Source organism: Mesorhizobium sp. CA14, from assembly GCF_020165195.1.
Taxonomy (GTDB): domain Bacteria; phylum Pseudomonadota; class Alphaproteobacteria; order Rhizobiales; family Rhizobiaceae; genus Mesorhizobium.
The window spans coordinates 167,600-194,428 of record NZ_JAIUHR010000003.1; the positions used below are offsets into that span (position 1 = coordinate 167,600).

General features: G+C 59.7%; 25 protein-coding genes and 1 pseudogene. 12 read left to right on the forward strand and 14 right to left on the reverse strand.

Features of this window, described 5'->3' with window-relative positions:
* Both LB565_RS05075 and LB565_RS05080 read right to left on the reverse strand, forming a co-directional pair.
* Window positions 1-1,020 carry a YeiH family protein gene (locus LB565_RS05075; RefSeq protein WP_263488384.1) on the reverse strand — a complete coding sequence of 340 codons (1,020 nt, stop codon included), beginning with the start codon at window positions 1,018-1,020 and terminating at the stop codon, window positions 1-3.
* 1,046 nt (window positions 1,021-2,066) lie between these two features.
* Window positions 2,067-2,393 (reverse strand): hypothetical protein, encoded by a 327-nt coding sequence (locus tag LB565_RS05080; RefSeq protein WP_224582080.1) that lies wholly within the window; start codon window positions 2,391-2,393, stop codon window positions 2,067-2,069.
* A 161-nt stretch (window positions 2,394-2,554) separates the two neighbouring features.
* Here LB565_RS05080 and LB565_RS05085 point away from each other — a divergent pair, with 161 nt between their 5' ends.
* Window positions 2,555-2,728: a hypothetical protein gene (locus LB565_RS05085; protein WP_181164972.1), complete on the forward strand. Its 174-nt coding sequence runs from the start codon at window positions 2,555-2,557 to the stop codon at window positions 2,726-2,728.
* A gap of 131 nt (window positions 2,729-2,859) precedes the next feature.
* Here LB565_RS05085 and LB565_RS05090 read toward each other — a convergent pair whose 3' ends face one another.
* Both LB565_RS05090 and LB565_RS05095 read right to left on the reverse strand, forming a co-directional pair.
* Window positions 2,860-3,093, reverse strand: a complete 234-nt coding sequence (locus LB565_RS05090; RefSeq protein WP_140633997.1) for a hypothetical protein — start codon at window positions 3,091-3,093, stop codon at window positions 2,860-2,862.
* An 808-nt stretch (window positions 3,094-3,901) separates the two neighbouring features.
* A complete protein-coding gene (locus tag LB565_RS05095; RefSeq protein WP_224582081.1) occupies window positions 3,902-4,789 on the reverse strand; it encodes a LysR substrate-binding domain-containing protein in 888 nt (295 codons plus the stop codon).
* A 244-nt stretch (window positions 4,790-5,033) separates the two neighbouring features.
* Here LB565_RS05095 and LB565_RS05100 point away from each other — a divergent pair, with 244 nt between their 5' ends.
* The 8 genes from LB565_RS05100 to LB565_RS05135 all read left to right on the forward strand — a co-directional run bounded on the left by LB565_RS05100 (window position 5,034) and on the right by LB565_RS05135 (window position 12,314).
* Window positions 5,034-5,900, forward strand: coding sequence for a transporter substrate-binding domain-containing protein (locus LB565_RS05100; RefSeq protein WP_224582082.1), 867 nt, complete (start codon window positions 5,034-5,036; stop codon window positions 5,898-5,900).
* A gap of 62 nt (window positions 5,901-5,962) precedes the next feature.
* Entirely contained in the window at window positions 5,963-7,129 is a 1,167-nt protein-coding gene (locus LB565_RS05105) for an NAD(P)/FAD-dependent oxidoreductase (protein ID WP_224582083.1), read from the forward strand.
* The gene (locus tag LB565_RS05110; RefSeq protein ID WP_140709768.1) at window positions 7,104-7,400 is read left to right on the forward strand and encodes a (2Fe-2S)-binding protein; all 297 of its coding nucleotides are present in this window, start codon (window positions 7,104-7,106) and stop codon (window positions 7,398-7,400) included. The genes LB565_RS05105 and LB565_RS05110 overlap by 26 nt, the downstream gene beginning before the upstream one ends.
* Window positions 7,397-8,854 (forward strand): NAD(P)/FAD-dependent oxidoreductase, encoded by a 1,458-nt coding sequence (locus tag LB565_RS05115; protein ID WP_224582084.1) that lies wholly within the window; start codon window positions 7,397-7,399, stop codon window positions 8,852-8,854. Before LB565_RS05110 ends, LB565_RS05115 begins: the two co-directional genes overlap by 4 nt.
* A gap of 47 nt (window positions 8,855-8,901) precedes the next feature.
* Window positions 8,902-10,089, forward strand: a complete 1,188-nt coding sequence (locus LB565_RS05120; protein ID WP_224582085.1) for an NAD(P)/FAD-dependent oxidoreductase — start codon at window positions 8,902-8,904, stop codon at window positions 10,087-10,089.
* Window positions 10,082-10,801 carry an ABC transporter permease gene (locus LB565_RS05125; RefSeq protein ID WP_224582086.1) on the forward strand — a complete coding sequence of 240 codons (720 nt, stop codon included), beginning with the start codon at window positions 10,082-10,084 and terminating at the stop codon, window positions 10,799-10,801. Before LB565_RS05120 ends, LB565_RS05125 begins: the two co-directional genes overlap by 8 nt.
* On the forward strand, window positions 10,801-11,523 hold the full coding sequence (locus tag LB565_RS05130; protein WP_224582087.1) for an ABC transporter permease: 723 nt from the start codon (window positions 10,801-10,803) through the stop codon (window positions 11,521-11,523). Before LB565_RS05125 ends, LB565_RS05130 begins: the two co-directional genes overlap by 1 nt.
* Window positions 11,520-12,314: an ABC transporter ATP-binding protein gene (locus tag LB565_RS05135; protein ID WP_224582088.1), complete on the forward strand. Its 795-nt coding sequence runs from the start codon at window positions 11,520-11,522 to the stop codon at window positions 12,312-12,314. Before LB565_RS05130 ends, LB565_RS05135 begins: the two co-directional genes overlap by 4 nt.
* 568 nt (window positions 12,315-12,882) lie before the next feature.
* Here the strand turns inward: LB565_RS05135 and LB565_RS05140 are convergent.
* The 5 genes from LB565_RS05140 to LB565_RS05160 all read right to left on the reverse strand — a co-directional run bounded on the left by LB565_RS05140 (window position 12,883) and on the right by LB565_RS05160 (window position 17,202).
* Window positions 12,883-13,338: a VOC family protein gene (locus tag LB565_RS05140; protein ID WP_224582089.1), complete on the reverse strand. Its 456-nt coding sequence runs from the start codon at window positions 13,336-13,338 to the stop codon at window positions 12,883-12,885.
* A 215-nt stretch (window positions 13,339-13,553) separates the two neighbouring features.
* On the reverse strand, window positions 13,554-14,618 hold the full coding sequence (locus LB565_RS05145) for a dicarboxylate transporter/tellurite-resistance protein TehA (protein WP_224582090.1): 1,065 nt from the start codon (window positions 14,616-14,618) through the stop codon (window positions 13,554-13,556).
* A 98-nt stretch (window positions 14,619-14,716) separates the two neighbouring features.
* The gene (locus tag LB565_RS05150; RefSeq protein ID WP_224582091.1) at window positions 14,717-15,427 is read right to left on the reverse strand and encodes a sensor histidine kinase; all 711 of its coding nucleotides are present in this window, start codon (window positions 15,425-15,427) and stop codon (window positions 14,717-14,719) included.
* Window positions 15,428-15,560: 133 nt separating this feature from the next.
* The gene (locus tag LB565_RS05155) at window positions 15,561-16,142 is read right to left on the reverse strand and encodes a HupE/UreJ family protein (protein WP_140502870.1); all 582 of its coding nucleotides are present in this window, start codon (window positions 16,140-16,142) and stop codon (window positions 15,561-15,563) included.
* Window positions 16,143-16,221: 79 nt separating this feature from the next.
* The gene (locus tag LB565_RS05160) at window positions 16,222-17,202 is read right to left on the reverse strand and encodes a DUF4331 family protein (protein ID WP_224582092.1); all 981 of its coding nucleotides are present in this window, start codon (window positions 17,200-17,202) and stop codon (window positions 16,222-16,224) included.
* Between the two features lie 291 nt (window positions 17,203-17,493).
* Here LB565_RS05160 and LB565_RS05165 point away from each other — a divergent pair, with 291 nt between their 5' ends.
* The gene (locus LB565_RS05165; RefSeq protein ID WP_224582093.1) at window positions 17,494-19,254 is read left to right on the forward strand and encodes an MOSC and FAD-binding oxidoreductase domain-containing protein; all 1,761 of its coding nucleotides are present in this window, start codon (window positions 17,494-17,496) and stop codon (window positions 19,252-19,254) included.
* A 66-nt stretch (window positions 19,255-19,320) separates the two neighbouring features.
* Here LB565_RS05165 and LB565_RS05170 read toward each other — a convergent pair.
* Window positions 19,321-19,963: pseudogene (locus LB565_RS05170) on the reverse strand (VOC family protein).
* A 641-nt stretch (window positions 19,964-20,604) separates the two neighbouring features.
* Here LB565_RS05170 and LB565_RS05175 point away from each other — a divergent pair.
* The gene (locus LB565_RS05175) at window positions 20,605-20,901 is read left to right on the forward strand and encodes a hypothetical protein (protein ID WP_224582094.1); all 297 of its coding nucleotides are present in this window, start codon (window positions 20,605-20,607) and stop codon (window positions 20,899-20,901) included.
* A 230-nt stretch (window positions 20,902-21,131) separates the two neighbouring features.
* Here the strand turns inward: LB565_RS05175 and LB565_RS05180 are convergent, their stop codons facing one another.
* The 4 genes from LB565_RS05180 to LB565_RS05195 all read right to left on the reverse strand — a co-directional run bounded on the left by LB565_RS05180 (window position 21,132) and on the right by LB565_RS05195 (window position 25,930).
* Entirely contained in the window at window positions 21,132-21,749 is a 618-nt protein-coding gene (locus LB565_RS05180) for a response regulator transcription factor (protein WP_224582278.1), read from the reverse strand.
* Between the two features lie 92 nt (window positions 21,750-21,841).
* Window positions 21,842-22,216 carry a response regulator gene (locus LB565_RS05185; RefSeq protein WP_224582095.1) on the reverse strand — a complete coding sequence of 125 codons (375 nt, stop codon included), beginning with the start codon at window positions 22,214-22,216 and terminating at the stop codon, window positions 21,842-21,844.
* On the reverse strand, window positions 22,213-25,272 hold the full coding sequence (locus LB565_RS05190; RefSeq protein ID WP_224582096.1) for a PAS domain-containing protein: 3,060 nt from the start codon (window positions 25,270-25,272) through the stop codon (window positions 22,213-22,215). The genes LB565_RS05185 and LB565_RS05190 overlap by 4 nt, the downstream gene beginning before the upstream one ends.
* A gap of 1 nt (window position 25,273) precedes the next feature.
* The gene (locus LB565_RS05195; RefSeq protein ID WP_224530498.1) at window positions 25,274-25,930 is read right to left on the reverse strand and encodes an MEDS domain-containing protein; all 657 of its coding nucleotides are present in this window, start codon (window positions 25,928-25,930) and stop codon (window positions 25,274-25,276) included.
* Between the two features lie 246 nt (window positions 25,931-26,176).
* Here LB565_RS05195 and LB565_RS05200 point away from each other — a divergent pair, with 246 nt between their 5' ends.
* Window positions 26,177-26,770 carry a redoxin domain-containing protein gene (locus LB565_RS05200; RefSeq protein WP_224582097.1) on the forward strand — a complete coding sequence of 198 codons (594 nt, stop codon included), beginning with the start codon at window positions 26,177-26,179 and terminating at the stop codon, window positions 26,768-26,770.
* Window positions 26,771-26,829: the final 59 nt, after the last annotated feature.

Here is a 26,829-nt window from a genome sequence, read left to right on the forward strand (position 1 = left end):
TCAGACGAGCTTCACCAGTGTCAGGCTGAAGATCGCGATGAAAAGGAAGGCCGAGAAAGCCAGCACCAGAGGCCGAAGACCGCGCGAGCGCAGCTGGGAAATATCGGCCTGAAGGCCCATGGCGGCGAGCCCCATGGTCAGCATCACCTGCGCGGCCAAAGCGATTGCGGTATGGATCTGGGCCGGGACCGCAACCAGGCTGTTCAGCGCCACGACTGCGACAAAGGCGACGACGAACCAGGGCATGGGCGGCTTGGCGCCGGAAGCATCGGTGCTGCCGCGGCGTGCCATGACGCCGAGCGCGATCACGATCGGCGCCAGCATGGCGACGCGCGTCAGCTTGGCGACGGTCGCCGTCTCGCCGGCAAGCGTGCCGTTCTGAAAGCCTGCGCCGATCACTTGCGCCACCTCATGGATCGAGGCGCCGGCCCACAGACCGAAGGTGTGTTGGTCGAGGCCGAAGACCGGCGCCAGCAGCGGAAAGCCGAGCATGGCGATGGTGCCGAACAGCGTGATCGCGGCGACGGCATAAGTGACGTCCTCGTCGCGTGCATCGGTGACGATGTTGGTGGCGACGATCGCCGAGGCGCCGCAGATCGAGGTGCCGGCGGCGATCAGCTGCGCCAGCTTGGCATCGACGCCGATCAGCCGGCCGAGCGTGATCGTGAAGAGGAAGGTGGCGCCGAGCGTGGCGGCGACAATGCCGATGCCGCCGAGGCCGATGCCCGCCACCTGGCCAAGCGTGAGCTGGAAGCCCAGCAGCACGATGGCGAAGCGCAACAGGCGCTTTTGCGAAAAGGCGATGCCGGTCTTGGCATGGGCGGGCGCGCCGAGCACATTGGAATAGATCATGCCGGCGACGACAGCCAGGATCATCGGGCTGAACAGCGCGAGGCCGGAGAGGCTGCGCGCCGAATAGGCAACGCTGGTGATCATCGTCACCAGGACCAATCCCGGCACAACGCCGGCCGAAGCCGAAGCGAGGGCGGGGCCCTCGCGTCCGGCATTGGCCGGGTTCAGGCTGTTTGGAAGATCGTTCGCGGTGACAGGCAGGAAAGACAATTCAATTCTCCAGACGCGCTCGACGCCGAAATGCCATTCCAGAACCAATCTTTCCAATGAATTATTCAGGTTATGATGATCGATTTTTCCGAACGATCACTGCCAACCGACAGGGGCTCAACAACCCGCGCTTGCGGAGACATCGCCTGGTCAGGATGAGATGACACGTATCTATTAGGCTTGGCTGATGCGATTGGGGCTCGCTGACTGCCTGTGTTTCTCGAACAATCGGAGCTTTGCCGGATATCCAAGCCGTATCGACGTTTGGCAGCCCCCGCATTTCAATGTAGCCACGGACTTGAACCAGGAGCCTTTCCGGATAATCGGATGCCGGCATCTTGGACATTCGAATCTGAGATCTGTGTCATTCAGGTTTTGAGGAATCGACATTTTGCCACACGCTCCCTATGCACCCAACGATAGCACGTTAAAGTAGCAATGTTTCAGTCCTGCGACCGCCAGACTACCGCGTTGTAACGAGAGTGATTCCTGGCAACGGAACTGCGATCAGGGCCAAGCGTCGTGCTCGACCGACCGAGCATTTGGTTGCAAGGCGACCTTTCTGCGAAACACACCAGAAAGGATATTTGGTAAGGGTTAATTCAACCCGGCCGAGTATGGTGAGAGTGGCGGCTCCAGCTGGGTGCGGGGGGTGCGTTGGGCCAGAGCCGCCTGCACGGTCATTGTGTGGCAGTAGACCGCGCTGTGTCAGAATAGGACAGCGCGGTCTACAATTAGTTAACGCTAATGAAATGCTGCGGCTACCCTAAGGGCCGCCGACTTACCGGTGATTCCATTGCGGAGATGGCCCTGCCGGCGCGCAAGCTGGGCGTGGTCACCAGCGAGGTCCACCAACCCGTCGGACGTCGAGAAGGCCGTTCTTTCCGAACTTCGAGCAATTGACCTAGCAACCCGAGGGCATAGGTCTTCCGATAGGGTGCGGTGAAGCGCGAAAAAGCCCCGCCGGCGAGATGCCTGCGGGGCTTTTCTCAGCGGATAGTCGATTAACGACGTTCGCTTCCGCGGCCATCATGGTGGCCGCCGTTGTTGGCGCCCAGGCACATGGCATAGTAATCATCATGGTTGCTGCAGGAATTGATGGCCGCCTGCTGAGCATAAGCCGAACCAGCAAAGCCGGCGACAGCAACAAGGGCGAGAATTGCATTGCGAACAATCTTGGACATTTCGATTTTTCCTCTGTTTAAATTCCGGTCGAGCCGGTCGATGGCGGTTTTCCTGCAGTTTGGTTTCGGTTTGATGGCGCTTGAGCGCAAATTTGTTTCGAAACGGCAACGGCAGTAGCCAAGCCGGCCGGACGCATCGCAAGCCATGGCGGCTCGTTTGCACACAAATGTTTCAAAGGCTGTTCTTCTCGTTACGAGCCCTGCGCTTGTGTGCAATGCGGCGGAAACGATCGTCGGTCATCTAAGGCGTCATCATGAAGGCGGCGGGATTGCCCCGTTACAGCCATGGCGAATTGAGGATAAACTTTATGTCGATCCTGAAGACGTTGAACCGCATGGGCGCGGCCTTGAAATATGCGCAGGATGCCCGCAACCCAACGCGGATGCGCAACGGCATGCCGTCCGACAATCAGCTGGATATTTGCTGGCCGGTGATGCCGACAACCAAGCATCTGTCCTCGAACATTTGGGGCGGGATCTGAAATAGCGATCGCTCGGAAGCCCAATCGTCGATCTGCGCATGGCAATCGTCACCTCGCGAGCCGCAGGCAACGCGCCGTAGCCGCGCTTCTCGGCACCTCCCGAGCTCGCCGCGAGGGTGTCGACGAGCGATTTACCCGCGCCCTGCCTCGATGATACCGACCATCGCCCGGGTAAATTCGACCATGCTGTTTGCGGTGATGGCGGCATTGTCGGGAGATTGACCGATGTGCTCGGCCGCTCCGCAACAGGACCGGCGGATGCTGTCGTAATATGGATCTCTCTCATCGTCCGGCAGTGCCGCCAAATTCAGGGCGCGACGGTGGATCATGCGCAGTAGCTGCGCCAATGCTGTTTCGACACTCATGCGTTTTGCTCCGCATCGGTCGAGCGTCTCGGCACACCGAGTGCCGGATCGTCGATCGGGAGAAGTCCCGATTCGAACAGGCTGCACCGTAGCTGTTAATATATCGTTGATTGCTAATATATCTGGCCATCGATCCGGCATTGGCCAAGCAGGAATGTTGGCGGTGGCTGCAACTATCGTGTGACTTCTGTCACGGTTCTGTGCTGCAGCGTTCGGTATGGGTTTGTGGACGAGGGGCCTGTTGGCACGGCCTGCTCGGCCAGGAGGGATGATGCCCCTGTCAAACGATCTGCACGACAAGAACCTGATGTTTCAATGTCAGCGCTGCTCCAGGACGATCGTCAGGAAGGGCTCCTGGATCAAGAGCATCAAAACCTTCAGATGCGAAGGGTGCCGATCCGAGGTGCGGATGACATATGGGCACAAGCTGGCGATCTTCGAACGGCACCGGCACTTGGCCGTGAAAGGCTCAAAGTAAGCGGTTGAAGGCCGCCTATGCGCCGGAACGCGGATGGGCGTCGGCACGCATTCCCAATCAGCAACCGATGCGAAGAAACTGGCTGGGGTTCCTGGAAGCTTTTCGAACTTTCTGGGTCGCGCCTCAACCCGAATTGCGGGTGCTTATGGACAAGGTGGGGGACTAGATTCGGTTTTTGGATAGTTTGGGAGGCATCGACTTTCCGGGACATAAGCCTTCCTGATAGCGCGTCAGCACGAACCCTGATACGCGCCCCAAACGGGACATCCCCCGAGGGTGATGCCGACCCTCGTTTTCCTTTGCTGCACATTGGAGCAGCTGATCGTGTTTTTAGGAAAAGTGCTCCTCCAGATAGACGCGGAACTCCCGCTCGAACTGCTCTTGGAGGAGGGACAACATATGAGTGCGGCTGCGCGTTAGATAGACATGGCAGGGCACGTAGGGACGGAACGGCTTGATGGCGAGCGTTCCGCGCCAGCGTTCCGCAGAGAACTTGTCGACGATGGAGACGCCAAGCCCCTCGGCCACGAGAGCGCAGGCGGCGTCGCTGTAATGAGCCTCGAAACGAGTCTCGACGCGAACCCCCGCTTTGTCGAGGCTGCGGTCAACCGCCTGACGCGATCCGTCCTCGCGCCCCAGCGCGATGAAGCTTTCGTCGCGTATGTCAGAAGCCTCGATCGTCTCCTTCTCGCTCAACGGATGTTCCGCCGGCAGGATGCAGACCGAAGCGGTCTCGAAAATGAGGTCGCAGGTCGTCGCCGGATCGATTACCGGCATAGTCATCAGGCCAATGTCGAGCTGCTTGCTTGCTGCGAGTTCGGAGATCCGTACTGAAGCCTCCGGCTCCAGCGCTAGCCGCAGCTTCGGATGGCGGCGGGCGAAGGCACCGATAAAGCGGGGTAGCACGTAGCTGGACAGCGCGGGATAGGCGCCGATGATCAGCCGGCCCGCATCGAGCTGCTGTATATCGGCCGCCAGCCGCCGCAGCCGCGCCATGCCTTTGACGATATGACCGGCCTCCTCGTGCAACAGGTAGGCCTCCGCGGTCGGAGCCAACCGGCCGCCCTGCCGCACAAACAGCTGGATCTTCAGCGCGTGTTCAAGGTTGGCAATGTGGGCGCTGACGGAAGGCTGCGAGATGTGCAGGAGATTGGCTGCGCCGATCACCGTTCCTGCATCCATCACCGCACGAAACGCCTGCAACTGTCTGTAGTTCATTTTTCTCGACCGATCACTATAGGAAAAAGCTATAGAACACGAAGCTTTTCATATTTGTCAATTGCCGTTGTTTTCGCTTTATTCTCCACCTGCTGGGAGAAGTCTCCAGCTGATTGGCGCCGGAACTGGCCATTGCGGCGCCGCAAATAGCCACTGAGCAGAGACTATCGCGATTGCGTCACTCTCCCCGATAGATAGATCGAGGCGGTCCTTTCGCGCGCTGCCAATCAAAAAGAGGGTAACAATGAAAACGGGATTGATACGATGGATGGGCCTTGCGGCCAGCGTCCTCATTTTCCTCACCGGAGCCGCCCGCGCGGACGAGGCCGGCCAATGGTCGAAAATACGCATTGCGACCGAGGGCGCCTATGCTCCCTGGAATTATACCTCCTCCGACGGCAAGCTTGCGGGCTACGAGATCGATCTCGCCCAGGAACTGTGCCGCCGCATGAAGGCCGACTGCGAGATCGTCGCCCAGGACTGGGACGGCATGCTGCCCGCGCTCAACGCCGGAAAGTTCGACGCCATCATCGCGTCAATGTCGGTAACGCCCGAGCGGCAGAAGGTGGCCTCATTCTCTGTGCCTTACGCCAAGGCGCCCAACGCCTTCATGATGATGAAGGACAATCCGCTGGCCTCGGAACTTGGCTCCAGGGTCGACTACAGCCTGAAGAAGGACCCGGAAGGCGCCAAGAAAGCGATCGCTGCGATGGCCACGGCGCTCAAGGGCAAGGTCCTCGGCGTCCAGGGCTCCTCGACGGCGGCGACATTTGCCACGGCCGAGCTGAAGGACCTGGTCGAAATCCGCGAATACAAGACAACGGACGAACACAACCTCGACCTAGCCGCCGGCCGCATCGACCTGGTCATGGGCAATATCACTATGCTCAAGGCCGCCATGAAGCAGCCAGACATGGCCGGCGCAACCCTTGCCGGACCTACATTCATCGAAGGCGTTCTCGGCAGCGGTACAGCCAATGTGGCCATGCGCAAAGACGACACCGCGCTCAAGGCAAAGTTCGACGCGGCCATTGCCGAGGTCAACACCGACGGGTTCAACCGGACCCTAACGGAAAAGTGGTTCGGGGTTGATATCACGCCCAAGGATTGAGTTCAGCCGGGCGGGCGCAAATGTGCGGCCCGCCCATCTTGTCCATCGGAAAAATTGATAGCATGACCCAGTTTGTCGTTGTGGGTGCCGGGCTCCTCGGCACGTCGATCGCCTATCGCCTCGTGGAACGAGGCCACTCCGTGACTATTGTTGAGCGCGACCATCCCGGCGCCGGCACCAGTGGTTCGAGCTTTGCCTGGACCAACTCGAACGAAAAGAGTCCCTACAACTACCACCTGATCAATGCACTGGGGATGCGCGCGCACCGGGAACTCGAAAACGAATTCGGCGCCCGTCCCTGGTTCCATGGTGGCGGAGCGGTTGAATGGCGCTCGAACGCGCATGAGGCGCAAGAACTCGATGATCGCGTCGCCCGTTTGATTGGATGGAACTATGCCGCCGAATGGATTTCGGCGGACAGGCTACACAAGCTTGAGCCCGCCCTGGCTCGGGAGGCTTCAGGTGATGCGAAGATCGCCTATTTTGCCGACGAAGGCTGGATGGACCCCGGCGTCTACATCGAATTCTTCCTCGGCAAGGCGCGCGACCTCGGGGCGAAATTGCGCCGCGAGAGCGTCACTGGCGTCGAGTTGAGCGGCGACAAGGTCACGGGCGTCAAGACGGCGTCAGGAACGACGATCGGTGCAGACGTGGTCGTCAACTGCACTGGCCGCTGGGCAAATGATCTGGGTCAGGACGTGCGCATGACCTTCCCGCTGGCTCCCACGATCGGCCTTCTCGTTGTGACCGCCCCCGCCCAATCGGGTGTGCGGCGGGTGGTCCGCACGAGTGCAGTCAACCTCCGGCCCGATGGCGCGGGTCGGATCATGCTGCACAGCGAGCACGACGAACAAGGGTTCACGCTGGAAAGCAGTTCGGACGATACTTACCCCGCTGCTGTCGCGATGATCGAGCGCGCATCGCGCATCTATCCGGAGCTTGCAGGGGCCAGGCCCGACGCAATGCGGCTGTCGCATCGCGCGATCCCAGGCGACGGCGTGTCGGCCGTCGGTCCGGTCCCAGAAGTAAGCGGCTACTATGCTGCCGTCACCCATAGCGGAGCGACGCTTGCGCCTTGGCTCGGACAAGTTGTTGCCGCCGAACTCGCGGGCGACGCGGACAACGATGCGCTGCAGGATTTTCGGCCGGCCCGGTTCTTCGGACGCCAAACCGACACATCCGCGTCCACTCGGAAGGCCCAGCATGTTTCGACGACTCCGGACCGATGATTTGACCACGACGATCTTCTTCGATGGACGGCCATTGCGGTGCCGGCCAGGCGACAGCGTTGCCGCGGCATTGCTGGCTGCAGGCATTGAGCGGTTCCGCACGACGCCGGTCAGTGGAACCGATCGCATGCCCCATTGCATGATCGGCAATTGCTTCGACTGCCTGGTCGAGATCGATGGGCAGGCCGACCAGCAGGCCTGCCTGGTGCCGGTTAGAGAAGGCTCCCAAGTGCGATCACAACTAGGCACGGGAAGGTTCGACGCAGCATGACCGATGCCCCGCGCACACACTGCGAGCTTGCCATTGTCGGCGGCGGCCCGGCAGGCCTGGCGGCCGCGGCACTCGCTGCGGAACTTGGCGTGGAAACAATACTGTTCGACGAGCAGCCAACGCCTGGCGGACAGATCTATCGGAACATAGAAGCTAACAGCCGCAAGCACGACGCATTGAGCAATATTCTCGGCGCCGACTACGCCAAGGGACTTGCGCTGGTGGAGCGGTTCCGCAGGAGCGGTGCCGCATACGAGCCCCTGAGCGCTGTCTGGCAGGTATCGGCTGCAGGCAAGCTCGGTGTATCGCAAAAGGGCCGAGCCTATCTGACGAGAGCCGGCAGGGTCATTCTGGCAACTGGCGCAATGGAGCGTCCGGTTCCGATTCCAGGATGGACGCTGCCCGGCGTCATGGGAGCAGGTGCGGCACAGACGCTTATGAAAGCGTCCGGCCTGGTGCCAGAAGAACCGACTGTGATCGCCGGTTCAGGGCCTCTTGCCTATCTCGTGGCGCTTCAGGTCATGAAAGCAGGCGCGCCGCTGAGTGCCGTCATCGACACATCGCAAAAAGGACTGTTCGAGACCGGATTCGCAGCGCTGCCAGTGCTATCGGGCTTTGGTCGCGATCTGCTGAAGGGCCTGTCCTGGATGGCTGCGTTGCGAAAGGCCCGCATCCCCGTCTTCAGTGGGTGCAACCTCGCGGTCGAGGGCATTTCGCGCGTGGAGGCCGTCAGCTTCGAAACTCGCGGCAAGCGGCAGCGGCTGTCGGCGTCGCTTCTACTTCTGCATGAGGGTGTGGTCCCCAACAACCAGATCACCGCAAGTCTACGCTGCAGGCATGTGTGGGACACCGCGCAGATGGCTTGGCGTCCCTGGACGGACGAGTGGGGTGCAACGAGCACGGAGTTGGTGGCCGTCGCTGGCGATGGCGCGGGTATCTCCGGCGCCAGAGCGGCGGCGCATCGTGGACGACTGGCTGCACTTGATGCTGCCTGCCGCATCGGTCGCATTTCGCGGGCCGAACGCGACGAGCGTGCGCTTCCCGAGCGTCGGCATCTCCAGCGGGAGGCCCGGTTCCGTGCGTTCCTCGACAGCACCTACCGCCCCACCGAAGCTGTACGCCGGTTAGCCGACGAGGCAATCGCCTGCCGCTGCGAGGAGGTGACAGCTGGCGAGCTGCGCGCGTTCGTCGCAGAGGGCTTCACTGACATCAACCAGCTCAAGTCCTTCTCCAGATGCGGCATGGGTCAGTGCCAGGGCCGCATGTGCGGGGGCACTGTCGCCCGCGTCCTGGCGCAGAGCCTCGAAACTGACATCGAGACCGTCGGCTACTACCGGTTGCGCCTGCCGGTGAAGCCGCTGCCTGTCGCTCAGCTTGCCGAGCTCGGCAACGCCGAACGCGACTTGAGGCCGTCGCCAATGGGTGTCGACGGCGACCCGAGCCAGCGCGTTTGAGCGATGAGAAGCAGAAGCCGCACAATGGGACGGATTGGGAAGCCGCAATGACCGCGACAGACGCAATCGTGATCGGCGGTGGCATCCACGGTTGCTGCACGGCGCTCCACCTCGCGCTGCGGGGCCTACGTACAATCGTGCTGGAAAAAAACACCGTCGGTCGCCACGCCTCGGGCGTCAACGCGGGCGGCGTACGGCAATTGATGCGCCACCAAGCCGAAGTACCGTTATCCATAGCCGCAATGGACGCCTGGGAGCGCCTGGACGACCTGCTTGGTCCAGATCTGGCAAGAAACTGCGAATTCATCGGCAGTGTCGGGCAGATTGGCATCGCCGAAAGCGAAGCCGAGATGGAATGGTGCCATGCGCGGGTGACCCAAATGCGCTCGCTCGGCCACGAGTTTGAGGAAGTGATCGACGCCAGAGAACTCAGGCGTCTGGTTCCTGCCGCAGCCGATATCTGCCGTGGCGGCATCATCTCGCGCCGGGACGGTCATGCCAATCCGTTCCGCACGACGCAATCATTTCGGCTGCGTGCCGAGCAGCTTGGCGTCCGCTTCATGGAGCGGACGCGCGTGACCGGGCTCGAGCAGGGCGACCGCTGCTGGACCGTAGTGACCGAGAGCGGCGTCTTCAGGGCCGATATTTTGATCAACTGCGGCGGAGCGTGGGCCTGGCAAGTCGCGGAAATGGTCGGCGAGCACCTGCCCAGGACGCATTTTGCCTCGACGCTGATGGTGACGTCTCGCATGCCCCATTTCATCGACCCCGTGGTGATCGGCATCGACCGGGTGCTTTCGTTCAAACAGACGGAAGCCGGCACAGTCGTCATCGGGGGAGGGGTTCTCGGCGATCCCGACCTGAATAGCGAGACGGCTGACACCGTTGCGGACCGAATGGTGGTGAGCGCCCAGACCGTCTGCGAATTTTTCCCGATCCTGCGCCGCGCGACCATCGTGCGAAGCTGGGCCGGACTGGAAGCCCTGATGCCAGACGTCATACCGGTGATCGGTCCCAGTCAGGTCGCCCGCAATCTCTGGCACGCTTTCGGCTTTTCCGGGCACGGGTTCCAGCTCGGCCCTATCGTCGGCTCGGTCATTGCTGATCTGGTCGCCACTGGTGAAAGTGCCATTCCGATAGCCGCGTTCAACCCGGGCCGCTTCTCGAGCAACGACATGCTGGGGAGCACGTGCATTCCTGACCGCAAAGTCTCGCAGGAGGCTGGTCATGAATGATTTCGGGGTGATGACCGTCTTCAGCTTTGCACCCGGGGGCTGGGGTGCCGCCATGGCGGCTGCAAGCGCAATGACGATCGCGGTCGCAATGGCAGGCTTCATCGCCGGAGCGATCATAGGCACGTTCGGGGCGTGGGCGAAGATTTCCGGAGGAAGGATCGTCCGCTCGGTCGCCGATGGCTACACGACGGTTCTGCGCGGCATTCCCGACCTTCTGGTGATATATCTTTTCTACTTCGGCTCCAGCGCCGTCCTGACACCCATCGGCCGGTTCTTTGGAGCCAACGGCTTCCTCAGCCTGCCGGCTTTTTTCGCCGGCTGCTTGGCAATTGCGATCGTGTCGGGCGCCTATCACACCGAAGTCTTCCGTGGGGCCTATCAGGTCGTAGCGCTTGGAGAGATCGATGCAGCCTACGCCACGGGCATGTCGCGAGCGCTCGCGTTCCGGCGCATCATCGCGCCGCTCACGTTGCGCTTCGCCTTGCCGGGCCTGGCAAACATCTGGCAGCTCGTTCTCAAGGAATCGTCGCTGATCTCGGTGACGGGGCTTGTCGAAATCCTGCGCCAGTCTCAGATCGGCGCGGGCTCGACCAAGCAGCCCTTCACCTTCTTTCTGGCGGCGGCGATCCTCTATCTGCTCATTTCCTCCGCCTCGGGATGGTTATTGCAGTTCGCCGAAAGGCACTTCACTCGCGGGCTCAGGAGGGGGTAATGGACTTTTCCTTCTTTCTCAGTGCCTTTCTTCGACTGCTGCCCGGCGTCCCGTTGACCCTGCAACTGGCTTTCGTATCGGTGGGGCTCGGAATGGTCCTTGCCCTCATCCTGGCTTTGCTGCGTCTATCACGCATCCGCCCATTCGAGTGGATCGCGCGCGCCTATATCTTCCTGTTTCGCTCGACGCCGCTGTTGGTCCAGATCTTTCTGATCTATTACGGCCTCAGTCAGTTCCCGACAGTTCGCTACAGTGTGCTATGGCCGATCCTGCGCCAGCCTTACTGGTGCGCCATCATCGCGCTTGCGCTGAACACGGCCGCCTATGGCAGCGAAATAATCCGGGGTGGCCTGCGTTCCGTGCCCGAAGGCCAGATAGAGGCCGCCCGTGCCTGTGGCATGAGCCGCATCACCGTGTTCCGGCGTATCGTGCTGCCCCTTGCCATCCGGCAGGCTCTTCCGGCCTACGGCAACGAAATCATCCTGATGGTGAAGGCGACGGCGCTGGCCTCGGTGATCACCATGATGGAAATCACTGGCCTTGCTGCGAAGCTGATTTCCGAGAGCTACCGCGCGGTCGAAGTCTTCGTCGTCGCGGGAAGCATCTATCTGATTATCAACTACGTCATAACGCGCGTCATTCATCTCTTGGAATACTGGCTGACGCCGCATCTGAGATCTGTATCGACACCGGTCGTCATCGAGAGAGAGGATGCAGCATGAGCCTGCCGCAACAACAGCACGAGCCGGCAGATGAGATAGTGCCAGCCGTCCGCATCCGCGATCTACGAAAAGCTTACGGGGCTTTCGAAGTGCTCAAAGGCGTTTCGCTCGACGCCAACGATGGGGATGTCGTCTCGATCCTTGGATCCTCGGGCTCCGGCAAGTCCACGATGTTGCGTTGCATCAACATGTTGGAAACTCCGACCGGAGGGGAAGTCTCGATAGGTGGCGAGACCATCCGGATGAAGCAGACGAAAGCCGGCCCGAAGCCCGCGGACCGGGCGCAGGTAGACCGCCTGCGCGCCCATGTCGGCATGGTCTTTCAGAGCTTCAATCTGTGGTCGCACAAGACAGTGCTGGAGAATGTGATCGAGGCTCCGCTCCACGTCCAGGGCCGTTCGCGCGCTGAATGTGTCGAGGAGGCCAAGGAGCTGTTGGCGAAGGTCGGCATCGGCGACAAGCTAAATCACTATCCGATACACCTTTCCGGCGGTCAGCAGCAGCGCGCCGCGATCGCGCGAGCACTGGGCCAGCGCCCCCGCGTCATGCTGTTCGATGAACCGACCTCCGCCCTCGACCCCGAGCTTGTCGGCGAGGTGCTGAAAGTGATGCGGGCGCTGGCGGAAGAGGGGCGCACCATGCTGGTGGTCACGCACGAGATGGGCTTCGCGCGGGAAGTGTCGAGTAAAGTCGTCTTCCTTCACAAGGGAGTTGTTGAAGAGGAGGGGCGGCCCGACAAAGTTTTCAGCTCAAGTCGCTCTGAACGCCTTCGCCAGTTCTTGATGAGATAACAGCAAAGACGCTCGCGTTCGGTTAGGCGTCCGGTCAAACTGCTGGACAAATTTGATCATCGGAGGCATTCGCTCGCAATCGGGGGTTCGAGACGGGAGAGCGCTACCGCCTTTCCCCCCACTCGGAAACCCCGCGATATTTCCTACGGTGTTGGGCGTGATGAGTGTATCGGTGTTGCAAGGGCGAGGGCAAATCTGACTCGAAGCCGACGCCCGTCTGCATGACGCGAACGGCCGCTTCGCGCCTGATGTCGGCCATTGGAGCCAGCTTGCCCCCACCCGTAAGCAGACATCGCTGCTCAAAAAGTTAGGCATGGGAGCCGCGGGAGGCGAGAAAAAGCGGCAGCCGGCGTTCTGTACGGGCCACGTCTCGCCAATGACGCTCTTGACGTTGGCTCCTCCAATATCAGAACCAGGCCGCCGATACTTGACATCGATTTCCCATCGAAGCGCCCGGGCCGCAGATCAGTCGCAGGACCGATAGGCTGCTCGTCACAAGCTTTGACCCAACAACTCGGCAGCATGCTTGCTCTCCTCGTCGTGCAGTTCTGGCCTTGCGCCTCCCTGGCTAACCAAATACGACCCTTGGCTCACTTTGACCCACTTCGATGATATAGCCGTCCGGATTGCGAATGTAGCACCGCGTCTCGCCGTACTTCTCCATCGGCTCGGTAATGAATTCAGCACCTCGGGCTTGCCATAGTTCATGGCAGCCGTGGATATCGGCAACGCGAATGTTCAGAAAGCTGCTGACTAAATTGGGATCGCCGGGAACATCCAGCATGACGGACGGTTTGTCGGGGGTAGGCCCACCCCCGACGTTTACGATCAGCCAAGTATTCGCGATCTGAATGTAGCCGGGCGCACCACTGCTATCTCCCAGGCTCAGAATGCGGCCTCCGAAGACCTTCTCGTAAAACCGCGCCGAACGACCGATGTCGGCCACTGTCAAAAAATGCGCGACGGTAAAGCCCTTTTGCGGGGGCATTGCATAGATTTGATCCGCTACGATCGCTTGGGTCATCCGGGACTCCCATTGAGACAAAGTTCAAATCTTCGCGACCTTCCTTGGCTGCCGATCCTGCGCGGGCGTCTCCTTTGCAAATCGGCAGTTGTGAGCAGCCCGTGGCAAGGGAACGTGGCAGTGCCGACCGAAGCACCTGCCAAGTCGCGGCCCTTCAGACCCACGAAGCACGGCTATACGTGGCCGCTATTGCAGGGCGGAATTTGCACACGGGATCATTTCTCCTCCTGGGCGACAGGCAGTAGAGAACCGGAGATAGCCGAAATGATCGTTCTGACGGTTAGCCACAGGATAAGCAGGTTGACGCCGACAAAAACCGGCAGAGCAAGGACCGTCGCAACATTCGTGTCGCCTCGAACAGCCAGCTTTTCAATTGACGTTGCCAATGCTGTGGCCCCGAAGCTGACACTCCAAAGTCCGGCGGAGAAGCGTCGTAGGATCCGTGAGAGAATGGCGCCAACGACAATTGCTTGCAGAAGCGCATAACCCACGAGGGAGTGGACGAACACGTCTCCAGCGGTACCCGACAAATCAGCGTAGGCCAGTGAGCACACCGCCGGCGGCGCCAGTTGGACACCCATCGTCGATCGGATCTGGCTGGCTAGCGGCTCACCAAAATAGAGCCGGCCAAACAATAGCGATTCGGTCGCCAGCCATGAGAAGAGTCCCGCCCCTAACGCCAGCTCGGCCCAGTCAAACCAGCCAAATGTCGACAAGCCAATACTCAGGACAAAAGAGGCCGCGGCAACCGGCAAATATAGGGCAGGGGTCGCGTCGGACATCGAAATCGTCCCCCGCCAGATCATTTGGGTCCGCCAGATGCCGTAGCTTGCTGCGAGCACACCTCCCGTAGAAAGCAGCACGACTGCCCCAATCTTGCTGTAGGGCAACATGCTCACTGCAGTGAGCATCATGCCGACGCCCGCCAGACCAGGGAAGCAATTCTGAACGGGATTGGCGAGCTCTGCTCGCAACGCCATTGGAGCCAGCGACAACTTCAGAATGTAGAGCGTCAGAAGGACTGCCCACAGACACGCCGCAAGCAACACCAATGCCACAACAATCCCCTCCGGAGCCGCCCAGAGCTGATGCGCTAACTGCCACGAACCAGCGAAGGAACTTGTCCCCAGGCCGATCGCAAAGAACGAAGCGGGAAACCGCGCTATCAGAGATTTTTCGATGGGCGGAGGGATCATCCCCTCGTGCGCGGATGCCACCGCTTCGTCCAACGCCAACCCACTCAGTGGTGTGATGCCTTCAGATATGGACGGCTTTTCCATTGTTGCTCCTCACGGTTTCCGGCTCGTGGTGATAGGGGATTGTCACAGCACACCCGGTGCCCGGCCGCAGTCGCGATTGGACCGCTCGCAGTGCTTCGTCAGCTTGTTACGGGCAATCGCAATGTCACGGTTGTGCCCATCCCGAGTACGCTCTCGATATGGACGCTTCCTCCGGACTCTTCGGCGAAACGTTTCACCATCGGCAGGCCGACGCCGCCAAAGCCACCGCCCTTTGTCGTGAAGAAGGGATCAAATGCCCGGACCACTGTCTCGCCGGTCATTCCAATTCCGCTGTCCCGAATGCGAATGGCGACCTGACGAAGGCTTTCCGGGGCAAAGGCGTCGATTGAGATCAAACCGCCGTCAGGCATTGCGTCACGAGCGTTGAACACAAGGTTCAGGACCGCGTTCTGCAAGCCTGCCCGATCGCACCTTACCAAAGGGAGGTTGGAATCTACCCGAAACTCAAAACGAACATTTTCATATCGAGCACTTCGGACAAGAGATTCAATCTCGACCAGGCACACGCTTATGTTCGCATGCTCGACATTGCCCTGAATCTCCCGGGCCGTCTTGATCGTCTGCCTGACAAGCCCGCCCGCTCGATCCAACGCGGTTCTGGCACCGGCAATTACAATATCAATTCCCGGAACCGCTGAGATGCTGGGCTCGCGAGCCAGATGGTTCAACGCAGAGGAAGCCACCTGGATGAGATTGCCCAGGTCATGGACCACCCCCGCCGTGGATAACTGCGAACGCACGCGACCCCCAGGAACGACGCCTGGGCTGAGAGACACGTCATCATCCATCTCTGGTCCTGACATTCCATTCCTCCGTTTGCCCGGTCGACAGTTCTTGCGTCAGTCCCAGCCACACAGCGCCACTTGTGCTGCAATCCAGCAATGAATCTGACGCCAGAAACGGCTCTTGCTTGGCCCCGCTTCAAAGAACTCCTGCGTACAGGCCCGCCCCGATCGCGACGCAGAGCGCGCCGCTCGCGCGACTGAGGGGAACTGACGCAGAGCGCTGCAAGGCGAGCGCCAATCCGATTCCGATTGCTTGCAAGACCGCGGTGGCAGACGCAAATCCCGCAACGAATTCAACCCCATTCACGGTCTCAGGCAACTCAGTTCCATGGGCGTGACCATGCAGCAGCGCAAAAAGAGCAATGATGGCAGCTCCGATCCATACCGGCGGATTTACCGCCGACGCCACCATGAGCCCCAGGATGATCACCGAAGCCAGGATGCCAGGCTCCACCAACGGCACAGTGATGTGCGCCAGGCCAAGAGCGCCGCCAATCAGCATCACCACAAGGAAGGTCAACGGCCACACCCAGAGCGCACGGTTTCCCTTGGCGGCGGCCCACATCCCGACGGCCACCATGGCTGTGATGTGATCGAGGCCCGTGAGGGGATGACCCAACCCTGCGTTAAAGGAAACGACGGAATCAACGCCGGGGTGGGCAAAGGTTGGCGTTGCCAAGGCGAGGGTTACAGTTATCAAAATCAGGATCAATCGCATGTCTGTCTCCTCATGAAACACACGGGCGTCGTTCGGCCGGGTAGTGGATCGAACAACACCCAGGGAACATCTCCAACCCTCAAAGGTGCGGGTTGTGCGGCGACCCCAGATACGGGAACTCGGCAAGCAGGTCGCGGTGCGGCCCCACTCCATCCCCCGGAACCCTGCCGTTCGTGAAAATGGCCATAAAGACATCCGCGGCATCGTCAGTCAGGCTTCTGCCGTTTTCCGGGAATGACGCAGGTCGTGACGGGTTGTAAACGAGAATGTCGGGAAGCAGCGTTCTTGCCACGCGCTCTGCTTCAGCAGGCCCGTATCCTCCCGAGTGCTCAAGGGTGTGCGCGAACGTCTTGATGAACTGGTTGTCGTCTGCCGGCTCGGCAGAGAGATAGTCCTCTCTCTGCTCGCCGGGGAGGAACACTGCCTGCTGGGGTCGAGCACCACGTTCAACCTGTATCCAACGGTCGCCCTGTCTGTCCAAAATGCGAGCCCATAGACCGATGGGCTTTGAGCCCAGCGTGGAATTGGCTACTTCCAGCACGATGCTGCAGATATCCTTGTCGGCAAAGAAATCAGCACCCGTGAATTGCAAATCAGCGACTGCGCCGAGAGTATCGAAGAAAAATGGCTCGCTTCGCCAACCCGCGAAGAAACGGTAATCGCCTGCTTCCGTTACCTGGGCGTCGCTTCCTCTCGAGACTGGTGCGGCCGTGACGACGACCTCCCCGCCGTCGTCGGCCCCAGCTGCTAAGGCGCCTTCCACACGACTCACAGAGGCGATCTGCCTTCCTTCCGATAAGGACACAAAATTCACTCGATACGCGACATCGGCGACTGCATCGCCGTTTGTGTCGATCTTCAGCTCGTACACCGCGTCGGGGGCGAATGGCTCTGCGGTTGTGGAATGTGGATCAATCACCGTCGAGGATGGATGCACATTCATGATGAGGATCGACTTGCTCGCGTCTCCCGGTTTGGGGAAGGCATAAATGTCAGTGAGGTCCAAACGTGCGTCTCCACGAGGAAAGCCAAACTCAGGGCCTGAATAGTGATGAGACATTATCATGTTCTCCGAATTGTGAACCAAAGCGGAAGCCGAAAGCTACATTTATCCCTGACACGAGAGTACCATCTGTAAAATCGCGACCACGAAAACACCTGTCCGTCACTTCAGCAGAACAAACTGTGGCAGTGCCACGAGGCAGAATATATTGCACGATGGTATCTCCAATACTTTGGTCTCGGTCGCATCGGCGGGCCCGCGATGGTACTTTTGGTGGTAACCCTGAAGGCATTCTGGTGAAATGTTGGCGAGCGGTGCAGCCCGCGACGCTGACGGAGAAGAGGGAACATGGCTCGCTTGCTATCGGTCAATGTGGGATTGCCGCGCGGCATTCCATGGCAAGGCAAGATCGTCGACACCGCCGTTTGGAAAGCGCCAGTCGAGGGCCTCTGCCAGGTGCGTCGGCTCAACATCGATGGCGACCGGCAAGGAGATATCGCGGGGCACGGTGGGGAACAACGCGCCGTGCTGGTTTATCAAATCGACTCTTATCGGTTCTGGCAAAGCGAGCTAGGTCGCAACGACTTCGTTTACGGGCAATTTGGCGAGAATTTCACGGTCGATGGCTTGCCGGATCGTGAGGTTTGCATTGGCGATCGCTACCGCATCGGCGGCGCGCTGTTGGAAGTGACGCAGCCGCGCGTCACCTGTTACCGTGTTGGCATCCGGATGAATGAGCCGCGTATGGCCGCGCTGCTGGTCGCGCGCGGCAGGCCTGGCTTTTACCTGCGCGTACTGGAAGAAGGCCAGGTTCAGGCGGGAGATGAAATCACTCGGGTGGAAATCGGCCCAGAGGCGATGACGGTCTCCGAGGTGGACGCGCTGCTTTACACGCCCAGCCATCCGCGGAGCCAGCTTGAGCGCGCACTGCGCATTCCCGCGCTGAGTCCTGGTTGGCAAGGATCCTTCCGAGCACTTCTCGGACAAGGGGAGAAGGGAACCACGACGGGAAATGCCGGTCTGGACCCTGTCTCCGGACGGCCACCAGCATGGCCGGGGTTCCGGCCGCTGAAGGTGGCTCGCAAGGTCCATGAAAGCGGGACTGTGGTTTCATTGATCCTCGAGCCTACGGATGACTCTCATCTGTACGCCGCCATCCCCGGCCAATTCGTCGTGCTGCGCCTCGCGGTTTCGGCCGACGGGCCGGCTGTTATGCGCAGTTACTCTTTGTCGAGTGCGCCCGGGGATCCGTGCTATCGGGTAAGCGTAAAGCGGGAACCGCATGGCGAGGCAAGCACGTTTATAGACGAGAGCGTCCAGGTTGGAGATTTCCTGGACGTGAGCGCGCCACGGGGCAATTTCATTCTCGGGGACGAGGATCGCCCGATAGTGCTGCTGAGCGCCGGAGTGGGCGTTACGCCCATGATGTCGATGCTTCACGCATTGGCAGCCCGAGCGTCGACGCAAGAAGTTTGGTGGTTCCATGGGGCCCATTGCGGTCGCGAGCATCCTTTCGCCGAAGAGGCCCGAAACCTGCTTGAGGCCTTGACGCGCAGCCATTCCCACATACGCTACAGTTCGCCCGATCGCGAGGACAGGTTAGGTGTCGATTTCGACGCTATCGGACGCTTGGATGTGCGCGCACTCCAAGATCTGGGTGTGCCGCCAGATGCCGACTTCTACATCTGCGGACCATCGGTGTTCATGAGTGGCATGACTGCCGGTCTTGCCACATGCGCCGTCGCCCCTGCAAGAATCCATACCGAAGTGTTTGGCCCAGGTCCTTCGACGACGCCCGGGATAGCCAGCGATCCATCGCGATCGCCGCATCCGCTGGTTGAAGCTCCCAACGCGGGCCCCCGTGTTTCTTTTGCCCGGAGTGGCTTGAGCGTCCGCTGGGGATCACGGTTTCAGAGCTTACTTGAACTTGCCGAAGCCTGCGACGTGCCCACGCGATGGTCATGCCGAACTGGCGTCTGCCATACTTGCGAGACGGGACTCGTCACTGGGACCGTCACCTATAGCCCCGAGCCAATCGACGCGCCGGCGACGGCCAATGCGCTGATTTGCTGCTCGCAGCCCGATGGGGACGTCGTTCTCGACCTTTGATCTGCCCCGGGGAATTTCGACACCGGAGCTGTCGCTCGCAGGATTGGAAATCTCCGCGCGTGGCCACTACGTCGGCAGCGGGCCACCGGTCTGTTCCGCCACCATGAACTGCGCGTAGCAGTCGGGCCAGTTGTCGTCACGCTGGCCGCCAGTCCGCCTTTCATGCTCGACATGTGCCGAAGCCGCCCGCCGCAACGCAGCGGCAAGCTCCAAAAACTCGAGAATGTCGTGTCCTGCGCGTCCTCGCGACCAGGCAATCGGTGCGTGATCTCCTGCAACAGCCACCATTGCCATCGGGATCAGCGAATTTGGCAAAAGACGAATAGCTGCGCCCCTCTGGATCTCGGCCGCCGACAGGTGGCTGGCCTGGGCCGGCCCGATGATACACCTCGCTAGCGTCGACCCCACGCGCCACGAGTTCAGCGCGTGCCGCTTCGATGTCGGGGACGACAAGGTAAATTACCTTCGCGGACCCAGGCTCGGCCGAAGTCAGGCCCTTGCCGAAGTGCACGCAGCACGCTGAGCCCGGAGGGGTGAATTGAACAACGCGGAACGCATTGCCGACGACAAAGTCCGCATCGAGCCTCCAGCCCAGACGGCTATAGAAACTCGTGGAGCGATCGACGTCGGAGACACCGATGACGATGGCCTCCAGCTTCATCTCGATGGTGGCCCTTTTCGCAATTTCAGTCGCAGTTGCAACGCTCATTGCATCATTACTCACGTCAATCTCCTCGGGTTGGGCCTTCGGACACTTTGGACGTGCGAAAACGAAGACCGGTCAACTGCATCAATCGAGCCATGGCGTCGCCGAATGCCATCCTCCGGCCGTCATACCCGCCTAGCCCGGCGGACTGAGCCCACGCCGGTTCGACACGCTGGTCGCGCTCCCATGCTTGCGCCGTGCCTGGAAGCGCACCGACGATTCCCACACGTGCAGTCGCGGCAACCAGCTGCCGCTCCTAGGGAGTCAGCAATCTCGTTCCTGCCACCTCAGGCTCTATCGTTACGCTCGCTTGAGACACCATCCGATCCCAATGGAGATAAATCCATTGCACGTTGGTATAGGCAACCGCCGGCGACGCCGATTACAGTCGAATCTCGGCAGCTCCTGGCGAAGAGGCGCCTTGGACATTAGGGACTCCAAAAGGCCGGTACCCGCACCAATCTGGGCATTTGTCCGGCATCCCATTCCAAAGTATCGGCGATACCATCGAACAATGGTGAACGCGCAGAAACGTTGATACTTCACACCCATCTGGACTTGCTCCAGTGAATCCATGGTTGGGTAAACATTGTAGTTACCGACATTGCTCGGTAACGCATATTAACAAAGGGAAGGAGTTTATCATGAATATCAGAGGTATGTGCTTGGGAGCGGCGTTTTCTCTTTCGGCGTCCAGCGGGATTGCTGCTGCGGGGGCTCTTGACGTCATTGACCCAATCAACCAGCTGCAGCCCGTTCATACCGGTTCGATCAGGGAAACGGGACACACAAGTCCCGTCATGAGATCGCGGTTCAGGGCGGCGCTGGCCACTCTCCCGAACACGAAGCGCGAGGCGATGATGAGGGAATGCCAGGACGCTGGAATGACGAAGCCCTATGCGGAGTTCTGCGCCGACTTGAATGCGCTTGCCGGCTCGTGATCTTCCAAGCCGGGGCGCGATCCCTGTCCGAGCCGAACGATGGCGGGCCGAGTGCCCGCCATTTGTTTGCGTGGAGAGTTCCATCCAGTGACATTAGGAATGGGACTGTTTACCTCTGCGCCAGCTGGGTAAACGGGGGCAACTGATCCGCGTGGCATTTGAACACTTCCCCATGCGGCAATCCTCCCATGTTGCCCCATGTGAAGCGTGATCTGGCGCAGACAGTTTGGCTATTGAGCACCGCTGAGCCGCGCAGCCATGTTCACCAGGTCCGCGAGCGAGCGAGCTCTCATCTTACGCATGGCCTGACCGCGGTGTGCTTTCACGGTTATTTCGCTGATGCCCAACTCAAACCCGACCTGCTTGTTCAACAGACCGGAGACGACCAGTGCCATAACCTCCTGTTCGCGACGGCTGAGCGACGCGTGCCGATCCCTGAGCTCGTGCAATTCCGAACCAAGAGCGAGTGAGGTCTTGCTCCATTCCAGCGCTGACCCAACCGCCGCGAGGAGCTCTTCGTCACTAAATGGCTTTGTTAGAAATTCCACCGCACCGGCCTTCATTGCCTTAACGCTCATTGGCACGTCGGCATAGCCTGTGACAAAGATGATCGGCATGTCGGTGCGACCGACAGACAAAAGCTTTTGCAAGTCAAGCCCGCTGAGATTGGGGAGATTGATGTCAAGAATCAAACAGTTTGGAACCAGCGCGGGGGGGCAGTTGAGAAATTGCTCCGCCGAGGCGAACGTCTCCGGCCGCCAGCCTGCGGAGCCGATCAGTGACTCAAGGGATTCACGTACCGAGATGTCGTCGTCAACGACGAACACGACAGGCGTTCCTTGTGACATGGATGCCGACCTTGCCCCAACGCCCAGTTCAGTCGCCAAATTCGGATGCATCGCAGAGTATCCTTCTCGCACATCGTTAACAACCACCGCGTTCAAGGTGCACGTAGTGCCGAGCTAAGCGCCACCTGAAGGGCTCGGTCACTGAAAGGCTTGAACAGACACTCAACCGCACCCTGCTCCATCAGACGCGGCCGGACCGTGCTATCCTTCCACGCTGTTATGTACACAATCGGGATTAGCTGTCCGCGACGCGCCAGCTCAAGTTGCAGTTCAGGCCCCGTCATTTCGGGCATCGCTAGGTCAAGAATCAGGCACCTGGTCTCATCAACGCTATCCGATATGAGAAACTCATTTGCTGAAGAGAACGTCTTCACGCTGAAACCGAATTCCTTGAGCAAGTCTGGCAAAGATTCGCGCACGGACCGGTCATCGTCGACAACAGAAATTACTACATGCGCAGTCTTCATCTAACCCCCACTGATTTTTTATCATTATGGGCCACATCCATATCTTGCATCAGCAGGGCCTCGGAAAACTCGGGCACGGAAAAAGAAAACGTAACCCCTGGCCCATCATTTGCGGCTGACCACAGGCGCCCAGAGTGACTGTCGATAATGGATCGACTGATGGACAATCCTATTCCCATGCCGTCACTCTTGGTGGTGTAGAAAGCTTCGAAGAGACGGTGGGAGCCGTCTGGACCGAATCCAGTGCCCGTGTCCTGTACCGACAGCCGCACATGACCGTTCACCTCCGGCTCGGTCCTGATCATGACCTGCCTGGGACGATCTTCGATCTCGCTCATGGCGTCGGCGGCGTTGCGCAACAAGTTCATGATCACCTGCTGGAGCTGGACTCGATCCCCCGCGACATGCGGTAGCCCTTCGGCCAGTTGGGATTGCAGAACCACGCGACTGTCACGAATGTCTCCTGACGACAGTGCCAGCACCTCGCGCACGGCCTCATTCAGATCCACAGCCTCTATTATCGGAGCCCTCTTGCTAAAAAGCGCGCGCAGCCGAGCGATTACATCCGCCGCCAGGTTGCCGTCGCGTATCGTACGACGCGCCGTCTCGAGCGCGCCGTCGATATTCGGCGGATTGGCGGCCAGCATGCGCAGGCACGTGCTAGCGTTAGTGACAATGCCGGATAGCGGCTGATTGACTTCGTGCGCGATTGAGGCCGTCAAGGTTCCAAGGCTTGAAACCTTCGATACGTGTGCAAGTTCAGTCCGGGCCTTCCCAAGCGCCTCCTCTGCGCGTCTGTACTCTGTCACGTCTTGAACCGCGGCGAGGCACTCCAGCCGATCGTCCTGGCGACGCACGACGCGGCCGAAGGTGCGCAGGAATTTAACGCTGTGGTCCGGCATTCGTATTCGGATCTCATAGCCCAGATTACCCTCACCGGCGCGAACCCGTGCCATTTGCGTTGATAGCGATGGAATGTCGTCCGGATGGATTCGGTTGAGAATTTGGTTCATCGTCACTGGATGCGCAGGGTCAAACTCGAAAATGCGATAGAGCTCCTCGGAAAACGCGATTTCATCCGTATCCACACGCCATGAAAACGCTCCGGTCGAACTCAGACGCTGAGCTTCGGAAAGCAACGTTTCGGTCCGCCTGAGTGCGGCCTCGGTCAGCGAGCGCTCGATGGCGATGCTGGCTATCTGCGTGGCATGCGCAATAAGATCTTGCTGGTGTGGTGATGGCGACGAGGGCTTTCGCTGAATGATGCAGAAGGTGGCCAGCACTCGCCCTTCCTTGGAACAGACCGGGGTGCTCCAGACCGACCTATATCCGTGTCGCAGCACATGGGACCTGACTGGCGAGTTATACCAGCGAGGATCCCGCTCAATGTCCTCCGTGACGACCTGTACTTTCTCAACGGCCGCTATGCCGCATGGCAGCAAATTACCGCTCAGAGGCGTACCCGCGATCGGATCGCTGTAGGCTGAAGGCAGGGAAGGAGCCACGGCGTAGGCAATTGTCAGGCTATCCTGATCGAACATGTGAACATCACAGAAGCAGTCAGGGGCAGCCTCTTCGACGAATGTGCACAAGGCGCTTAGAACATCACGCAGTGAACTGCCCGACGCGATCATCTCGAGCAGTCGCTTTTCACCCGCCAGAAAGGCTTCTGCCTGTTTGCGACCATCAATATCGTGGCTCACACCATACCAGCGCATCACTTTGCCGGCGTCGTCCCGGATCGGTATGCGACGCGCCATGTGCCAGCGATACGTACCGTCGGCCGCCTGCACTCGGTACTCTAGCTCGAGCGGTTCTCCGGTCGCGATACATTCGAGCCATTTGTTCTCTTCAGCTTCGACGTCCTCTGGATGGATTCTATTTCTCCAACCACCATTTGCGATGTCTTCGGAAGAAAGCCCGGTGAAATCGCGTCCTCGCTTGTTGCTGGAAATTTGTGAGCCATCGGCGCGGAAAGCTCCAACCAGCGCCGGGATACCGTCGATCATCCTTTGAAGCTCGCGCTCAGCATCGATGACCTTCTCCTCAGCGCGCTTGCGTTCGTCGATGTCGGTATTGGCACCGTACCACTTGATAATGTTGCCGTATTCGTCTCTCGACGGGTTGGCGCGGATCAGAAACCAGCGATAGGTTCCGTCAGATCGACGCACTCGTGCTTCGGCTTCGCCTGGTACACCCGCGATCATCAACGCCTGCCATTTGGCGGTCAGTTCATCCAGGTCATCGGGATGCATTATGGCGGTCCAGCCCCAGCCCTGTGACTGCTCGGCAGACAGACCGGCGTAGTCAAGGTAATGCTGGCTGAAAAACTCGACATAGCCATCGGGGCGGGTCAACCAAGCGAAGGCCGGAATGGTGTCGACAATCAGCTGGAGATCGTGCCGGCTCGTCGCAAGAGCTTCCTTGCTTTCTCGCAGGGCTTCTTCTGTCCGCCGGCGTTCTTCAATTTCCAGCATCAGAGTTCTATTCGCGGCGACGAGTTCGCTCGTTCGCTCTGTAACCCGCTGGTCGAGCTCTTTGGCGAGGCGGTTCTGATCTCTTGCCTGCCGTGCCCCCTGGAGCGCAATGCTCGCCTGGTTGGCAGCAACACTCAAAAGCAGTTGATCGGACTGGCTGGGAAAATCGGCCTTGGCTGAACCCACAACCAGGACTCCAGCTTCCCCCTCAAGCCCCAGTCGCGCCACCGCCAGAAAAACACCACCCACTCCGACATCCATTCTGGCGCTGGACGGCCAATTCGATTCCGTCTCTCCAAGCAGATGATCGAGGGCTTTGCCTATCTCGCTCATCCCCAATGCACAGGCCTGGCCGACCCGAACGATTTCATTCGGGCATGCGCCATCTGTGTCGAACAGCCGTGCATAAACGAAATCAACGGGCAACATGGCGCTTAGCACGTCAAGCAATGTGCTTGCGATGTGAACAGGATCCTCGCCTACCCAGATCGCTGGGAGAGCTAGCAGGCTTACCAAGTCGTTCATCGAGCGCTTGAGCCGTTGATTTTCCTCCCAGGAGGTCTCCACCGGCGGCTCCATGCTAAAGGTCCATTTCTGGCTGAAGCAGCTGTCCGGCTCTGCGTTGGCGCAGTTCCTGAAGGAAATTTTCCGGCGGTACAAAGAATGGATTGTGCTGCAGTATGCCGCCTATGACGATCATGGGATGCGTCCGCATGATATCGACGACCGCGTCGCCGCCGAACTTCGCAAGATCGTACACACAGATGACCGCGTCCTCGTGACGCGACCATACCTCGTTCACCCGCGCTTCGAACTCTACCAGATCGTCAATGTGCGATCTGACCTCACAAGCCCAGTCCATATGGCAGACAATGCGGCTAAGTGGAAAATCGCCTCTGACGTTGCCGCTCGCCAGCTGTTCGAAGATCTCCAACATTCGATCCTGATCGAAACGACCGTCCCGAAGGTAGGCTTCGGTATTGGTGCGAAATTCAAGCTGGCCGCTTTGTTCCGCCGCCGTTGTATCAACGCCCGCCGCTGCCAGGCGATGCAAATGCTTGCAGCGCTCGCCCGGATTGACGACGTGGATGACTTTGTCACCGCGCTCGAAGCCATCCTTCATGAAGGGAAGCAACACCCGAGACGCCTCGTCGTCGCCGTTAAAGAATGCGCAGGCGTGCCGCATTTCGCCAAGTTCGGATCCCGCGAAGGGAATGGCTGGCGTCTTCTTATGCATGTTTGCCTCACGGGACGCAGCTCCGCCCCGTCCCACCATGCACGCGGCCAATACCAAGGTCCATTATGCGTTGGTGTCGGTTTGATGAGGGACATCGGGTTGCGACGGTGTCTCCAGCCGTAGCGGTCGGAACCCGCACCGGGGTACTCATTGTTCCATGGTGTCGCCGATACCTTGGAATAATGGATTTTGATTGTTCTTCCGCTCTTGTTGGCCCTGGGTCTCATGTTAGTGAAGGTTTTCGAAATGCGCTCAGACATTGTTCCAGGGTCCAATTTCCCGGATTACGAGTTGCCGGATCACACGGCCGTACGGCGAAAGCTTTCCGATCTGCAGGGAGAAGACCCAATGGTGGTGGTTCTCGGCAGAGGCGGGTTTTGTCCTCGGGACCGTCGGCAGACCGAAGGGCTCGTACGGCTCTATGGTGAAATGGAAGTCGGATATTGCAGGCTCGTGACCATCACGACGGACAATCTTCTGGAAACGAACGAGTATCGATTGGGGGCTGGCGCCCATTGGCCTTTTCTTTCCGACCCGCGGCGCATCATCCAAAAGGACCTTGATATCGCGGAGTACACGGACCCCCTGCACAATCCTATGATTCCTCACGTGGTCGTCTTGGAGCCTGGCCTGGTCGTCTACAAGATCTACAATGGCTACTGGTTCTTCGGTCGACCCACATTGGAAGAGCTCCGCCAGGACATGCGCGCGGTGACTATGAAATCTCGGATGGATTGGGATATTTCGAAACCCGAACTCAGGTCGGCGTGGCAAATGGGCCAAAGGGAGCTTTTCTATCCCTACCAGAAGCCAAGTTCGAAGATTGCGGCAGAGCATTGAATTGCGTTGAAGGCGAGGCAGCACGCTTTGGCATGCGCTCGGTCGGCCGACGGTCCTCC